Below are 15,803 nucleotides of genomic sequence, written 5' to 3'. Positions count from 1 at the left end.
TACAATTTCATATTCAAGTGAAAAATATGTGAACGTTAACAAAATTGTAAAGTGCAAAAATTACAATCATTTTGTATAATAGAAGAAACAACCGTTATATAAAATATAATGAGTGAAAGGGGAGGGAACATAAATGCCAAATTGGTTTAGAAAAACCTTAGTCGCATTAATTACCGTATTTACGTTTGGTTTAGTGACGCCTCCTTCCATATTACTTGATAATGCCAAAGCTGCGGACAAGCCTACGAGCACAGCTGGGCAACAAAATTTGGAGAGTACGTCCTATACATATGAAGAAACAAATGATAGGTTAACCACCGATACTTTTGTTAACTATGCGATGCAAGAAGCAGAGAAGCAATCTATGCAAAAATTCGGCTCTAAAATTGGGCCTGTAATTGAAGATGAATTTAAAGATGTTGTATTACCTAAAATTGAAGAGGCAATTGCGGAACTTGCAAATGATGTGCCAGAAGAATCGTTACAATCATTAGCGATTTCTCAAAGACCGGCTGGCGGAAATAATGAAAAGATTTTTCATGTTTATGACACGAAATCAGGAAATGACTTACTGCGATTTCATGTGAGGAGAGATCATCCACCGCAAGATGGATATTATTTTAATTTCCACTATCATCGTTTTGATGATGGATATTCAGGACACCATGAGTTAGGAAATATTTATTGGAATACGAATGTACCGCCGAAATGGTTGTCTTAAAAAGAACGAGAGAAAATCTTGTTCTTTTTTTCTTTATGAAAGGATACGACATTTATGTTGTTGAATAACATATGTTTAGGAAAAAAGAAAAAAGGGAGTATGGGGATGCAAAAATATATCGTTTTTGACTTTGATGGCACATTAGTAGATTCACAAAATATATTTGTACCGATTTATAATCAACTTGCTGAAAAGCACGGATATAAAACGGTAAGGGAAGAAGAAATTGAGTATTTACGTAAATTAACGATGCCAGAGAGATGTAAGCAAATCGATGTACCACTGTATAAACTACCGATATTAGCGCTGGAGTTTTATAAATTGGATCAACCTGCTATAAAAGATCTCGTTTTGTTCCATGGGATGAAGGATGTATTAGATGAATTACATAAAAAAGGCTACGGGATTGCCGTCATATCATCGAACTCAGAAGAGCATATTCGGGCGTTTTTACACAATAATGGTATCGAAAATATTCAAGAAGTGTATTGTTCTAAAAATTTATTTGGTAAAGACAAAATGATAAAAAGATTTTTAAAATCAAAAAAAATAACAGAGCAAGATATGTTATATGTCGGTGATGAACAGCGAGACGTAGCAGCGTGTAAAAAGGCTGGTGTGAACGTAATTTGGGTATCTTGGGGATATGATGTCATTGAAACAGTAGAAAAAGATGCACCAGATTATATGGTTCATACGCCTATGGAAATTGTACAAGTCGTACAGGGGGCACATTCTTAATATGAATACACTTCGAGCAGGTATTCATCATATTGAATTTTGGGTCGCGAATTTAGAGGAGTCTATTTCTTTTTATGATAAATTGTTTTTGATAATTGGATGGAGAAAGTTAAATGAAGTAGCATATAGTACGGGAGAAAGTGAAATATATTTTAAAGAGATGGACGGGGAAATTGTAAGGACTTTAGGGCCTAGACATATTTGTTACCAAGCTATTCGTAGAGAAGTAGTTGATGAAGTAGCAGATTTTCTTGCTAGTACAAAAGTGAAGGTAATACGTGGTCCGATAGAAATGAGTCATTATTCGGACGGATACTATACTATTGATTTTTACGATCCGAATGGATTTATTATAGAAGTAGCGTATACACCAAATGTAGAAATGTAAGGGGAATAAACATGAAGACAATTACAGCACGGCAAAACAATATACAAATAGTAAAAGATGCAGCAAATATTGAAGAAATCTCTAAAGGTTTCTCTCCTGATAAAAAATATATCATTACGACTATTGAAGATGAAAAGTATTTGTTACGGACAGGCGATATAAAAGAGTTTGAAAGAAAGAAAATAGAGTTTCAAATTTTAAATGAAATGCAAAAACGTAGTGTGCAAGCACAAAAGCCAATTGAAATGGGTTTGTTGGAAGAAGAAGGTTTATGCTACGGTGTTTTTTCGTATATAGAAGGAGAAGATGCGAAGAAGCTATTGCCTACGTATTCACCAAAAGAACAATATAATATTGGTATAGAGGCAGGAAAAGATTTAGCAAAAATGCATACATATGAAGCTCCTAAGGATATATTTCCATGGTATGAAAGAGCAATGAAAAAACACCGGAAATATTTAGTGGCATATAAAACATGTGGAATAAAAATAAAAAATGATGATAAAATCATAAAGTTTATAGATGATAATGAAATGTATTTACAAAACCGCCCAAATCGATTTCAACACGATGATTTTCATTTAGAAAATATAATTGTGCGGGATGGGAAATATGTAGGTGTTGTTGATTTTAATGGATACGACTGGGGCGATCCACTTCATGATTTCGTTGAAAATTGCACTATTTGCAAGGGACATTAGTATTCCGTATTCAATTGGACAAATAGAAGGATACTTTAATGGTAGAATACCAGAGGAGTTTTGGAAATTATATGCGGTGTACGTTGGCATGACAGTTTTCTCATCAGTTGTCTGGTCCTTACGAGCAGCACCGCATATGTTAGATGATACGTTAGAACGTCTTACTATAGTTTTAGCGGATCATAAAAACTTTGAGCTATCAAAGCCAATTTGGTTTCAACCAGAAAAGATTGATATGAAATAGAAAAGGTAGGTGTGATTCACATCTACCTTTATTTTTTACCATTCTTCGTTTTGAAGCAGTTGTAATGCTAACTTTAAATCTACATCTTCTTGTATATGTTCCGGAGTCCACGGGATATGTATATGCGGTTGTATACCAATTCCGGACATTCCTTCGCCTTTATCTATAATAGAAAGCCGTGAAGTAGGGTAGTAAAGAGCAAATGTATCAGCCCATTCCATTACTGCTAAATTAGAATAATCATTTAAACCAGCAGTAGGATCGTCCCATCCTTTTTTATCAATACAACCGGAATAATCGTGATGAGTAATCGAAACAATTTCTTTAAAAATTTCTGTGTACATAGCTTTTTCACTTTATAATTTAATTAGTTGAATAATAGAATTCTGTATCCTTTACGTATTATCCTTTTTTTGGATGAAGAATTTAAAGGGAAATAGAGGGAAGTGTTGTCATCCCTCTATTTAAAAATTATTTAATTTTCTTAAATGCAAGCGGCTGAGTACTTAACATAGCTGGTACATGTAACTGAAGGGATGGGAATTCACCACTCACACTCATTTCATAAGCGAATAATAAACTCATTTTCATTTGGAATAACTCAACTTCTGCGGAGAAGATGTCGTAATGATGATGCCCTAATTGAATATCCATCTCCATAAATTGTACATTTAACGAATCATCTCGCTTGTATATTTGTAATGTTCCGTATGCAGGATGTTCAAAAGTACCAGTATAATCCTCTAACTTGTGAGAAGGTGTAGTTCCTTTAATTTGTTCAGGAAGTGATTCAGTTGCTTCTTTCATCATTTCCTTCATTTTTTCAGTATCTTCTACAGCACGTTTATGCCAATCAATGGATTCTAATTCAAGTAGTTCATCATAAATTTGATTAGCGAGATAAGTAGGAAGTAATGTGCCTCCAGCATTTGTCAAAATGACAAGGCCTATGTTTTCATTTGGTATGAATGAAACGAGCGCTGAAAATCCATCAATATTACCGCCATGATGAACCACCTTATTACCACGATAAGCACTAATAAACCAACCAAGTCCGTAACTATTTAATGGAGATTCGGGAAGTGATAAAATCGGTTGATCTGGAATTGAATTGTGTGGTGTATACATTTGTTGTAATAATTCAGAGGAGATTAATTCATGATCTCCAAACTTTCCTTCGTTTAAGTGAAGAAGTACCCAATTTGCCATATCTTCAATTGTAGAATTAATACATCCAGCAGCGCCGACTGTATCGATGTTACGGAATGGAACTTCTTTTATTTCACCTTCATTTTCAATGTAAGGTAAAGCATAATCATCTGTAGTTTGTGAATCTGTAACAGAGAAATTTGTATGTCTCATATTTAAAGGTTCTAAAATATGTTCTGTAGCGTATTGCTCCCACGTTTGATTTGTAATGTTTTCAACAATGTGGCTAATTGTTGCATACATTAAGTTGTTATAAAGAAATGCTGTGCGGAACGGTGCATCAAGTTGTAAATGTTTTATTTTTTCAACGAGATCTTTTCGAGATAAGGAAGAGCTGTACCAAAGAGCCTCATGACGACTTATCCCAGTACGATGGGAAGCCAAATCTCGTCCTGTAACTTGTGAGCTAGCAAGTAGTTCAGATAAAGAGAAGTTAGGTATATAAGACTGGACAGGAGTATCCCAATTAAACTTTTTTTGCTGTGCCAACAAGCTTAATGAAAGTGTGCCAAAAGCTTTCGTTGAGGAACCGATTGCGAACCGAGTACTCGGTGTAACAGGTTCTTTTGTTTCTATATTTCGATATCCGAAACCTTCTGAAAGAATAACTTCACCGTCTTTTATAACAGCTACAGCAGCACCAGGAACGTTTAAATCCTTCATCATTTTTTCAACCGTTGTTTGTAACGAAGTCATAACAGGAGTTTCAATTTTAGACATACTTCTAACCTCCAAATATAAATTTTGTCTTACCGCACTATACTTTCGGTAATAGAAAATGAAAACCTTTTTAAATATGGAAAGTTAATAATTTTGTAAGAATTACTGAAATAATTTTTATTTATCAAGATTATTAAATTTATTGTTTTTCATGTTATGATAAATTTCATATAAGATTGAAAGAAGGTTTTCCTACATATGAAACATGCTGAATATGAATACTTAAATTTATGCCGCCATGTAATGGAGCACGGTACGAAGAAAGAAGATCGTACAGGGACAGGAACTGTATCTGTATTTGGATATCAAATGCGTTTTGATCTGAGTAAAGGATTTCCTTTATTAACGACAAAGAGAGTCCCGTTTCGCCTTGTAGCAAGTGAACTGCTTTGGTTTATGAAAGGTGATACAAACATTCGCTATTTATTGCAACATAATAATAATATTTGGAATGAATGGGCGTTTAAGAGCTGGGTAGAAAGCGATGAGTATACTGGCCCTGATATGACAGATTTCGGTCTTCGCTCACAACAAGATGAGGAATTTAAGAAGCGATACGATGAGCAAATGGAATTGTTTAAAAAGAACGTTTTAGAAGACGATGAATTCTCAACGAAATTTGGATATTTAGGAGACGTATACGGAAAGCAGTGGCGTGCTTGGAAAACGACAGCTGGTGAGACACTTGATCAATTAAAAGATGTAATTGAAATGATTAAGAAAACACCAGATTCACGCCGGCTAATTGTTTCTGCTTGGAATCCTGAAGATGTACCAAGTATGGCTTTACCGCCTTGTCATACGCTATTCCAGTTTTATGTAGCAGATGGAAAGCTTTCTTGTCAGTTATATCAGAGAAGCGGTGACATATTCCTTGGCATTCCATTTAACATTGCAAGCTATTCACTTCTAACACATTTAATAGCACATGAATGTGGTCTTGAAGTAGGAGAGTTTGTTCATACAATTGGTGATGCACATATTTATACAAATCATTTTGAACAAGTCGAAAAGCAGTTGGCACGTGAACCACGCCCGTTCCCTAAACTTACATTAAATCCAGATGTGAAATCTGTGTTTGATTTTGAGATGGAAGATTTAACGATTGAAGGATATGATCCACACCCAGCGATTAAAGCACCGGTTGCAGTGTAATTGTAGAGGAGATGACAAGATGATTGTTTCATTTATGGTCGCAATGGACGAGAATAGAGTAATTGGTAAAGATAATAACTTACCTTGGCGTTTACCGAGTGAATTACAGTATGTAAAGAAAACGACGATGGGTCACCCACTTATTATGGGGAGAAAGAACTATGAAGCAATTGGTAGACCATTGCCTGGAAGACGTAATATTATTGTAACTCGTAATGAAGGGTATCATGTAGAAGGCTGCGAAGTAGCTCATACTGTAGAAGAAGTGTTTGAACTATGTAAAAATGAAGAAGAGATTTTTATTTTTGGCGGAGCGCAAATTTATGATCTCTTTTTACCTTATGTAGACAAGTTATATATAACAAAAATCCACCACGCATTTGAAGGAGACACATTCTTCCCAGAAATGGATATGACAAATTGGAAAGAGATTTTTGTAGAAAAAGGTTTAACGGATGAAAAAAATCCGTATACGTATTATTACCATGTATACGAGAAACAACAATAATAATAAAAATTGATGTGAGTATTCGCATCAATTTTTTTATTTGTATTTATAAATGTAAGTTTATAGATGATATTCAATAGTGCTATAATGAAAGGTAGCATGTGAAAAATGCTGAAATTTTCAAAAGTATTAATATAGAAAGAGGAGGAGAATCAGTTGAGAAAAATATGGGGGATTCTTTTTCTTTGCTTAACATTCATGTTAGTTGGATGTGGTAAAGAAGAAAAACCACAAGAAGCGTTTGATACATATGTAAAAGCATGGAATAAACAAAAATTTGCAGATATGTACGATCAATTATCAGAAAATGCAAAAAAAGATATTTCAAAGAAAGAGTTTACTGAGAAATATGAAAAAATTTATTCTGGTATTGAAGTGAAAGACTTAAAGGTAGAAACAGGGGAAGTAAAAGAAGATAAAAAAGATGAAGGCCCTGTTCCTTTTAAAGTAAGCATGGATACAGTTGGTGGTAAAATCACTTTTGGTCATGAAGCAAAAATGGTGAAAGAAAAAGATGGAGATAAAGAATCTTGGAAAATAGATTGGACTCCTGATTTCATTTTCCCTGGCATGACAAAAGATAGTAAAGTGCGTATGCAGGCAACGCAACCAAAACGTGGTGAAGTTTACGATCGTAATGGAAAAGGTCTTGCGACGAATGGGAAAGCTTCTGAGATTGGAATTATTCCAGAAAAATTAGATGAAACTGCTCCGCAAACGAAAGAAGCAGTAGCGAAGTTGTTAAATATGTCTGTAGAAGAGATTGATCAAAAACTAGCTGCGAAATGGGTAAAACCAGGGTATCTCGTACCAATTGGAATTTTGCCTGAGGGAGCAACGCAAAATACGTACATCGATTTACCTGGTGTTGCAGCAAAACCTGTAAATGTTCGTACATATCCGTTAGGGGAAGCAGCAGCGCATCTTACTGGTTATATCGGAAAAGTAAATGCAGAAGATTTAAAAACGCTTCAAAAGAAAGGCTATCAAGCCGATGATCCAGTTGGTAAAGCTGGATTAGAGCAAGTATTGGAAGAACAGCTACGCGGGAAAAAAGGTGGCCGTGTCTTCATGGAGGATGCACAAGGAAAAGAAATTAAAAATTTAGCGAAAACAGATGCTGTTGATGGAGAAAATGTAACTTTAACTATCGATAGTGTTGTTCAAGAAAAAACGTATAATGAAATGAAAGGAGAAGCTGGTTCAAGTGCGGCAATTAATCCGAAAAGTGGAGAAACAATTGCTCTTGTAAGTAGTCCAGCTTATAATCCTAATTTAATTGCACGAGGAACATCAAAAGCACAGCGCGAGGCTTGGAATAATGACCCGAAAAAACCGATGACGAATCGATTTACACAATTATCGGTACCAGGTTCTGTATTTAAGCCAATTACAGGTGCAATTGGTCTTGAAACAAAAACAATCGATCCAAAAGAAGAATTGAAAATTGAAGGACTGAAATGGACGAAAGATTCTTCTTGGGGCAATTATTACGTAACACGTGTAAAAGATGCAAATCCGATTGATTTTGATAAGGCAATGAAATACTCGGATAATATTTATTTCGCACAAGAAGCTTTGAAAATTGGAAAAGATAAATTTATGGCTGAGGCGAAAAAATTCGGATTTGATGAGAAATTACCAATTGAATACGGATTCCCAGCTTCTAAAATCGCAAATGATGGCATAAAAAATGATATTCAAATGGCAGATACAGGATATGGACAAGGACAAGTCTTAATGACTCCTCTTCATTTAGCTTTAACGTATGCACCGATTGTAAATGATGGAACGATTCCATCGCCATATCTTATTAAAACAGATAAACAACCAAAAGCTTGGAAAGAGAACGTGATTTCTAAAGAAAATCAAGATATATTGAAAACGGCTTTAACGAAAGTAATTAACGATCCAGATGGTACGGGGAAAATTGCGAAAATTGATGGTATGACCCTTGCTGGTAAAACAGGAACAGCAGAATTAAAAGTATCAAAAGAGGCAGAAGGAAAAGAACTAGGTTGGTTTGCTGCGTTTGATTTAAATTCACCTGATATGGTCATTACAATGATGATTGAAGATGTAAAAGGTAGAGGTGGAAGTAATATTCCAGCTGAAAAAGTGAAACATGTTTTTCAAAAATAATATGTAATAAAAGGCTATCTCTATAGTGTATAGAGATAGCCTTTTTGCATGAGGAATTCTAAATATCTATATACTGAATTTTAAAGGGACAAAATAAATCATTAACTTACGAAAAAAAAGTAGCTATTTTTTATTGACATCAAACATAACTTTTTGTATTATACTTACATAAGGTAAGTTGTTTACTTTAAAATTACAAATCTCAAATTAAAGATAAAATGTGTAAAAGGGAGCTAATACAATGACAAAAGTACTATTTATTACAGCAAATCCAAATTCAGCAGAAGGTTCTTTCGGTATGGCAGTAGGAGAAGCTTTTATCGAAGCATATAAAAACGAACATCCACAAGACGAAGTTGTAACAATTGATTTATTCAATACAACTGTACCAGCAATCGATGCAGACGTATTCGCTGCTTGGGGGAAATTTGCAGCAGGCGAAGGATTCGAAACTTTAAGTGAAAATCAGCAACAAAAAGTTGCAGCAATGAACAATAACTTAGAAACATTTATGCATGCAGATCGTTATGTATTCGTGACTCCAATGTGGAACTTCAGCTACCCAGCAGTAGTGAAAGCATACTTAGATAACTTATCAATCGCAGGTAAAACATTCAAATATACTGAAAATGGTCCAGTTGGCTTACTAGAAGGCAAAAAAGCACTTCATATTCAAGCTACAGGCGGCGTTTACTCTGAAGGAGCATACGCATCTATGGACTTCGGTCGCAATCACTTAAATGCGGTATTAGGATTCATGGGTGTATCAGACACTGAATATATTGCAGTTGAAGGAATGAATGCAAATCCTGAAAAAGCACAAGACATTAAAGAAGCAGCAATTGTAAATGCACGCGAATTAGCAAAACGTTTCTAATATAGAAAACTTCAAAATGTCCAAACACTTGTTGTTTGGACATTTTTTCTTCTTTTTCCTTCGTTTGTCTAGTATAATGAAGGTCGGAATGATAATAGGTGGGGGTTCTGTATGATTCAAACGTTTTTTAAAATCTTTTATTTAATTTTAATCGTAATTGCGATTACACCAAGGTTGTGGCGTATAAAAAGAAAAGCAAATGCGATGTCACCGCAAGAAAAAGATAGTGTTGTGTATAAAACAACAAACTGGTTTGGTAAGAAAATGGTGGGTGTAACTGGATCGACTGTAGAAGTAAAGGGACTTGAAAATGTTCCGAAAGACAAGCCGGTGCTAGTTGTAAGTAATCATCAAAGTAATATGGATATTCCTGTGTTACTAGGTTACTTAAATAAGCCAATTGGATTCGTTTCAAAAGCGGAAATTAAAAAGTTTCCGGTTGTGCCAACATGGATGGAACTAATGAATTGTGTGTTTATGGACCGCAGCGATCGTCGTCAATCTCTTAAGGCAATTAAAGATGGAATTGAACTGTTAAAGAGCGGGCATTCTATCGTGATTTTTCCAGAGGGAACGAGAAGTAAGGGTGGCGAAATTGGTGAGTTTAAAGCAGGGAGTTTTCACCTTGCTGTAAAATCTGGCGTATCTATATTACCAGTAACTTTAGATGGTACATATAAGATGTTTGAGGCTAATGGAAATCGTATGAAACCAGCTCATGCAACATTAACAATTTCTAAGCCAATTACACCTGAAGAATATGCAAGTATGGATGCTAAAGAGTTAACCCAGCATACAAAAGATATTATTGCATCTCAATTACATAAGTAATAAAAAAAGTTTCAGCTTAAACAAGCTGAAACTTTTTTTATGCTGTGGGTAAGACATAAAACAGTACGCAGAAAAACATCATTGTACTACCGCCTAGTACGAAGAGATGCCAAATGGCATGATTGAACGGAAGTTTTTCCCAAAGGAAGAATATAGCTCCCACAGAATACAAAATGCCGCCTATTAATAGTAGTGAGAAGCCGTGACCGGTTAAATTTTCATAAAGGGGTTTAATGGCAACGATGATGAGCCAGCCCATAATGATATAACATAATGTTGATGTTTTAATAAAGCGACGAACAAAGAAGATTTTGAAAATAATGCCCCCAATCGCAAGGGTCCAAATAATTGCGAGTAAAGTCCAACCGAGCGGGCCACGCAGTGTAATGAGTAGAAATGGTGTATACGTGCCGGCAATTAATAAATATATGGCGGAGTGATCTAAAATGGTAAATAACTTTTCTACTTTTGGATGATGGATACTATGTAACAGTGTAGAAAATAAGTATAGCAAGAACATGCTTACACCATAAACGGTAAAGCCAACAACAGCAGATGCTGTGCCATGTTTGGAAGCATGAATAATTAATATGATTAAGGCAGGGATGCTTAAAATGGCACCGATACCATGGGTAATGGCATTCGCAATTTCTTCTTTTACAAATTGGGTCATTCTTTTAATTTTTTGCGTCATAATGTTAATTCCTTTCACTGTATTGAGATAAGTTATATTTTCCTTAACCATATCATATACAAAAGGAATAGAAAATGATATTCAATTGATTATATTTTCGAATTTTTTTGACAAAAGACAACGGATACATTGACGTTTACGAAATTTTTTGACAAAATGAACTTATGGAATAGTAGGACAAGGAATCTACTTATGAAGGGGATGGGGAAATGTTTTCAAATATTGGCTTTCCAGGGTTAATTTTAATTTTAGTAGCAGTGTTAATTTTATTTGGCCCAAAAAAGTTACCGGAAATTGGGAAAGCTTTAGGGGAAACGTTAAAAGAATTTAAAAAATCAACAAAAGAATTGACTGATGAGGCATTTCAAGAGAAAGAAAAAAATAAATAAATAAAAGAATATGCTGAAGTTTTTCTCGGAATGGATAAATAAAGTGTGGTGAACGAGATGGAAGATCGGGAAATGAGCGTAGTAGAACATATTGTTGAGCTTCGCAAACGAGTAATATATACAGTATTATCCTTTGTATTATTTTTAATTATTGGATTTACTTTTACGAAGGATATTTATTTTTGGCTTGTAAAAGATTTACCAATGAAATTAACTGTTCTCGGTCCAAGTGATGTGTTGTGGATTTTTTTCTCGATTGCTACAGTATTTGCTATCGTTTGTACAATTCCTTTTGCTGCGATACAAATTTGGTTATTTGTAAAACCAGGTTTACATCCCAATGAACAAAAAATGACATTAATGTATATACCGGTATTGTCTATATTATTTATAGCAGGCCTATCTTTTGGTTATTTTATCGTCATGCCATTTTTATTTCATTTCCTAACTACAATTGGTAATGAGATGTTTAATACGATGTTTACAACGGAAAAATATTTTCATTTCGTATTAAATTTAACAGTTCCGTTTGCTGTTATATTTGAATTACCTGTAGTTGTTATGTTTTTAACGAGTATAGGTCTTCTAACTGCAGAATTTCTTCAAAAAATAAGAAGATATGCTTATGTCGTGTTGATTATAATTGCATCATGTATATCGCCGCCAGATTTTTTATCACATAGTTTAGTAGCGGTACCGCTTATTTGTATTTATGAAATCAGTATCGCTTTATCAAAGATAGTTAGTAAACGAAAACAGAAAAGAGAAGAAATACAGTCGAAAAGTGCCTCGTTATAAAGGCACTTTTTAATTTATTTGTTATACTCTAGCTATAATTGTATACAATATATAGAAGGAAAAAATTATAGAATCTCCAAAATTTAGACAAACTTTTCATTTTTATAAGTTTATACTGAAGTTATCAAGCTATATATGGATAATAAGACTCCCGTCTCAAAGGATATATAGGACAGGGTTCGAATTAGGTGGATATAAATGAAGTATTAACTTCTAAATGGGGCAGCTTAAGGATATTTTAGTATTCATAGGAAACCTACACTAAAAAACGTGTTAAAGAATAAAGTGGAGGAAGTTCAAAAATCCAACGAAAAAGAGGATTGATAGTGTGATTACGAAAAGTTTTTATTTCACTCATGCAACAGGAAATTGTATTAAAATATTTGAAATCCCTGTCCTACAAACACAGCATCCATTAGCGTTTCTAATTCAGTCTCGTCTTCAATTGTTTATTGCGAAAATTCAAAAACATAAAAACCCAAGATTCTCGTACTCTTTCCGTGAATATTTACAAAGTTGTTTGAAGTGGAATGATTATTCAAATGTATATAAGACAAATACTCTTGAAAAGAATGCATAATACACAGCAGGGACAGAGTTAGATAGGCTCTGTCTTTTTTATTTTAGGTATAAAAATATAATTAATTTGGTGAAATTCATTCGAAATTGTTGAAAGCATCGGGAATGCTAGTATAATAACAGGGAGAGCGTATTGGAAAGGGAAGAATATAATATGCAAAAAATTAAAATTGTAACAGATTCAACGGCAGATTTATCAAAAGATATAATTGAGAAGTATGATATTCATGTTTTACCATTATCTATTTCTGTAAATGGACAAACATACTTAGATCGTGTAGATTTACAACCGGATGAATTTATTGAAGAAATGATTAAATCAGAAGAATTACCAAAAACATCACAACCGGCTATGGGTACATTTGTAGAAATGTATGACAAGCTAGGCGAAGATGGAAGTGAAGTACTTTCCATTCATATGACAGGTGGAATGAGCGGTACTGTCGCAACAGCGAATAGCGCTGCATCAATGACAGATACAAAAGTAACAGTTGTTGATTCTCAATTTATTACACATGCTTTAGCATATCAAGTAATTGAAGCGGCAAAAATGGCAAAAGAAGAATGCTCACTAGAAGATATTTTAAAACGTATTGATGAAGTAAGAAAGAATACTCGTTTATATGTTGTCGTAGATACATTAGAAAACTTAGTAAAAGGTGGACGCATCGGTAAAGGTAAGGCACTTATTGGTTCTTTACTTAATATTAAACCAATCGCAAGTTTAGAAGGCGGCGTATATAATCCGGTAACGAAAGTACGTAGCCAAGGGCAGATTGTAAAAACATTGGCTAAAATATTCGAGGAAGATACTGCTGGAAAAGTAGTGAAAGCTGTTGCGATTCCACATGCTAAAGCAATTCCTTTAGCAGAAAGTGTAAAAGCTGCTGTTGAAAAAGTGAATGGATTCACTCAATCAGAGATTTTCTATACAACACCAGTTATCAGTACTCATACAGGACCAGGAGCAATTGGTTTTATGTATTTAGCAGAGTAATAAAAAAGCTACTTGAAATGAATTTTCAAGTAGCTTTTTTATTATTTCAGGACAGAAAATAATAAATGAGAAGGGCAATACAGGCGCTACCGCTAATTATATAGCGAGTCTGTAAATAATCTTTCATGGAAAACACCCTTTTCAATTTTTTAAAGTATATGATAAATTACTCGCAAAAATTAGTACTATTATACATGAGAAGTTTCTGTGATTTTTACTGGTTCTTTAACTGAGACAATAGGGCTATAAGTGAAAGTTTGGCCCAAAAAGAGAACATGAAGTTGTTCCCACGGTAGCATGCGTAAATTCCAGTTATTACGAAGCCGTGTTACAGCTTCCCTCGGCGTTTCATCTGCTAGCGCAAAAGTACCGTAGTGCATGGGAATGAAATGTGTAGCTTTTATATCTAGATAGGCTTGCACAGCTTCTTCTGGTGAAACGTGAGACACTTTCATAAACCATTCTGGTTCATAGGCACCAATTGGCATAAGTGCAATATCGATTGAAAAACGTTTGCCGATCTCTTTAAATCCTTGGAAATAACCACTATCACCACAAAAATAAATGGTTTCTGAAGAAGTCATATTATCAATGATCCATCCTCCCCAGTGAGAGGTGTTCATATCAAATAATGTTCTTCTCGTCCAGTGCTGGGCAGGTACGAAGTGAAAAGAGACTTCATCAATTGTTGTACTTTCCCACCAGTTGTATTCTTCTACATTGGTGAATTTTTTACGAGTAAATAATTTTTTTAGCCCAATAGGAACAAGGTATAAGGCATCATCATTTAGTTGACGAAGAGATGAAAAGTCTAAATGATCGTAATGACCGTGTGAAATAAGAACGATATCGATTTTAGGTAGTTCTTTTATAGTGAGCCCTGGCTCAGTAAGTCGTGGAACTAACTTTAATTTATTTGCCCATACTGGATCTGTTAAAATATTTAAGCCGTTCGTTTGAATGAGAAAAGTTGAATGACCAATCCATGTGACAGTCGTTTTTTCAAAGTTATTTAGTAGAAATTTACTTTGTTTAACAGGTGATTGTTCTACTAGAAAAGAAAAGTCTTTTTTGTTTTGCTTTCTCTCTTTACGCCAACGTAAGAAGGAGCGAATTGATTTTTTTGTACTTGCATTATCCATATTTTCATAGCGCTTTGCCATGAACATCACCTCATTTAAAATCGTTGTAGTTGCATTGTACCGAAATGTTGTTAAGGAATACAGTGTTTAACATGGATTAATGTTTAAGTAATTGTAAAAAAATAAGTGGATTTATTTACAAATTTAACAATGAACTTCGTTTCGCAAATAATGGTTAGAGAAATAATAGTAGTAAAATATATTTTGTCTAGTAATTCGCTTGAAATAAAGAAGTAACATACGTAAATTCGTACGATTTCGTGAACAAATGATGTAAACAATTTTCTCATAGTGTTTACTTTTGTTATGATATACATAACTTACATAAATTAAGGATAGAGAAAAGAGGTTTAATAATGAAGCGTTATCAAAAGTTAATTGGTCTTATGGTTGTATTTTGTCTCTTTGTACTTGCAGGTTGTAGCAGTTCAGGGTCAAAATTACGTAAACCGTTAAACTGGGATTTAGAAACTTTCCAATTTACAAATCAAGAAGGAAAGCCGTTTGGTACAAAAGATTTAAAAGGGAAAGTCTGGGTAGCTGATTTCATGTTTACAAGCTGTCAAACGGTTTGTCCGCCAATGACTGCTAATATGGCGAAATTACAGAAAATGGCTAAGGAAGAGAAATTAGACGTTCAGTTTGTTTCGTTTAGTGTAGACCCTGAACTTGATAAACCAGAAAATTTGAAAGCATTCATTCAAAAGTTTACAGAGGATACAAGTAATTGGAACTTGTTAACAGGTTATTCACTGGAGGATATTACAAAGTTTTCAAAAGATAACTTCCAATCGCTTGTAGATAAACCAGAGAATGGGCAAGTAATACACGGTACATCATTTTTCTTAGTCGATCAAAATGGAAAAGTAATGAAAAAATATAGCGGCATTAGCAATACGCCATACGAAGATATTATACGTGATATGAAGCGATTAGCTGATTAAAAAGAAGGGTGCTAAGCACCCTT

Annotated in this window: 16 protein-coding genes and 2 pseudogenes; 14 read left to right on the top strand and 4 right to left on the bottom strand. The window is 34.2% G+C overall.

All coding sequences use genetic code 11. The annotated features are described in order from the left end of the window. The first annotated feature begins 133 nt into the window (after positions 1 to 133). The 4 genes and pseudogenes from ABH955_RS07370 (at position 134) to ABH955_RS07355 (ending at position 2,795) form a co-directional block, all read left to right on the top strand. Positions 134 to 721 carry a YpjP family protein gene (locus ABH955_RS07370; RefSeq protein ID WP_002031682.1) on the top strand — a complete coding sequence of 196 codons (588 nt, stop codon included), beginning with the start codon at positions 134 to 136 and terminating at the stop codon, positions 719 to 721. 105 nt (positions 722 to 826) lie between these two features. Further along, the gene (locus ABH955_RS07365; protein WP_404455064.1) at positions 827 to 1,462 is read left to right on the top strand and encodes an HAD family hydrolase; all 636 of its coding nucleotides are present in this window, start codon (positions 827 to 829) and stop codon (positions 1,460 to 1,462) included. Between the two features lies 1 nt (position 1,463). Beyond that, positions 1,464 to 1,850 carry a VOC family protein gene (locus tag ABH955_RS07360; RefSeq protein ID WP_016126868.1) on the top strand — a complete coding sequence of 129 codons (387 nt, stop codon included), beginning with the start codon at positions 1,464 to 1,466 and terminating at the stop codon, positions 1,848 to 1,850. 11 nt (positions 1,851 to 1,861) lie between these two features. Continuing rightward, a pseudogene (locus ABH955_RS07355) lies at positions 1,862 to 2,795 on the top strand (aminoglycoside phosphotransferase family protein). A 35-nt stretch (positions 2,796 to 2,830) separates the two neighbouring features. Here the strand turns inward: ABH955_RS07355 and ABH955_RS07350 are convergent. Together ABH955_RS07350 and ABH955_RS07345 are read right to left on the bottom strand one after the other, a co-directional pair. Beyond that, a pseudogene (locus ABH955_RS07350) lies at positions 2,831 to 3,055 on the bottom strand (S41 family peptidase); the annotation flags it as partial. Positions 3,056 to 3,266: 211 nt separating this feature from the next. Then, a complete protein-coding gene (locus tag ABH955_RS07345; protein ID WP_404455067.1) occupies positions 3,267 to 4,724 on the bottom strand; it encodes a serine hydrolase in 1,458 nt (485 codons plus the stop codon). 198 nt (positions 4,725 to 4,922) lie between these two features. Here ABH955_RS07345 and ABH955_RS07340 point away from each other — a divergent pair, with 198 nt between their 5' ends. The 5 genes from ABH955_RS07340 (at position 4,923) to ABH955_RS07320 (ending at position 10,237) form a co-directional block, all read left to right on the top strand. Next, the gene (locus ABH955_RS07340; protein WP_002065184.1) at positions 4,923 to 5,879 is read left to right on the top strand and encodes a thymidylate synthase; all 957 of its coding nucleotides are present in this window, start codon (positions 4,923 to 4,925) and stop codon (positions 5,877 to 5,879) included. A gap of 19 nt (positions 5,880 to 5,898) precedes the next feature. Further along, on the top strand, positions 5,899 to 6,387 hold the full coding sequence (locus ABH955_RS07335) for a dihydrofolate reductase (protein ID WP_000637202.1): 489 nt from the start codon (positions 5,899 to 5,901) through the stop codon (positions 6,385 to 6,387). A 156-nt stretch (positions 6,388 to 6,543) separates the two neighbouring features. Next, entirely contained in the window at positions 6,544 to 8,529 is a 1,986-nt protein-coding gene (gene pbpC, locus ABH955_RS07330) for a penicillin-binding protein 3 (RefSeq protein ID WP_309514844.1), read from the top strand. 241 nt (positions 8,530 to 8,770) lie between these two features. After that, positions 8,771 to 9,406: an FMN-dependent NADH-azoreductase gene (locus ABH955_RS07325; RefSeq protein ID WP_002012622.1), complete on the top strand. Its 636-nt coding sequence runs from the start codon at positions 8,771 to 8,773 to the stop codon at positions 9,404 to 9,406. A 111-nt stretch (positions 9,407 to 9,517) separates the two neighbouring features. Then, positions 9,518 to 10,237 carry a lysophospholipid acyltransferase family protein gene (locus tag ABH955_RS07320; protein WP_002189495.1) on the top strand — a complete coding sequence of 240 codons (720 nt, stop codon included), beginning with the start codon at positions 9,518 to 9,520 and terminating at the stop codon, positions 10,235 to 10,237. A gap of 37 nt (positions 10,238 to 10,274) precedes the next feature. Here the strand turns inward: ABH955_RS07320 and trhA are convergent, their stop codons facing one another. Next, entirely contained in the window at positions 10,275 to 10,931 is a 657-nt protein-coding gene (trhA, locus tag ABH955_RS07315; protein ID WP_002189496.1) for a PAQR family membrane homeostasis protein TrhA, read from the bottom strand. Between the two features lie 209 nt (positions 10,932 to 11,140). Between trhA and ABH955_RS07310 the strand changes: the two genes are divergently transcribed. The 4 genes from ABH955_RS07310 to ABH955_RS07295 all read left to right on the top strand — a co-directional run bounded on the left by ABH955_RS07310 (position 11,141) and on the right by ABH955_RS07295 (position 13,694). Then, positions 11,141 to 11,320 carry a twin-arginine translocase TatA/TatE family subunit gene (locus ABH955_RS07310; protein ID WP_002012719.1) on the top strand — a complete coding sequence of 60 codons (180 nt, stop codon included), beginning with the start codon at positions 11,141 to 11,143 and terminating at the stop codon, positions 11,318 to 11,320. Positions 11,321 to 11,377: 57 nt separating this feature from the next. Next, on the top strand, positions 11,378 to 12,118 hold the full coding sequence (gene tatC, locus ABH955_RS07305; protein ID WP_033708120.1) for a twin-arginine translocase subunit TatC: 741 nt from the start codon (positions 11,378 to 11,380) through the stop codon (positions 12,116 to 12,118). 328 nt (positions 12,119 to 12,446) lie between these two features. After that, the gene (locus tag ABH955_RS07300; protein ID WP_002012715.1) at positions 12,447 to 12,698 is read left to right on the top strand and encodes a DUF2535 family protein; all 252 of its coding nucleotides are present in this window, start codon (positions 12,447 to 12,449) and stop codon (positions 12,696 to 12,698) included. Positions 12,699 to 12,851: 153 nt separating this feature from the next. After that, positions 12,852 to 13,694, top strand: coding sequence for a DegV family protein (locus ABH955_RS07295; protein WP_033733157.1), 843 nt, complete (start codon positions 12,852 to 12,854; stop codon positions 13,692 to 13,694). 188 nt (positions 13,695 to 13,882) lie between these two features. On the opposite strand, the gene ABH955_RS07290 is transcribed toward ABH955_RS07295, so the two are convergent. Next, entirely contained in the window at positions 13,883 to 14,857 is a 975-nt protein-coding gene (locus tag ABH955_RS07290; protein ID WP_002189499.1) for an MBL fold metallo-hydrolase, read from the bottom strand. 335 nt (positions 14,858 to 15,192) lie between these two features. Between ABH955_RS07290 and ABH955_RS07285 the strand changes: the two genes are divergently transcribed. Next, entirely contained in the window at positions 15,193 to 15,780 is a 588-nt protein-coding gene (locus tag ABH955_RS07285; RefSeq protein ID WP_002012710.1) for an SCO family protein, read from the top strand. The last annotated feature ends 23 nt before the right edge of the window (positions 15,781 to 15,803 follow it).

It is taken from the genome of Bacillus sp. RC240, from assembly GCF_044907945.1.
Taxonomy (GTDB): Bacteria; Bacillota; Bacilli; order Bacillales; family Bacillaceae_G; genus Bacillus_A; species Bacillus_A mycoides.
Note: the sequence above shows the minus strand (reverse complement) of the source record. Positions and strands in the feature narration are given on the sequence as shown.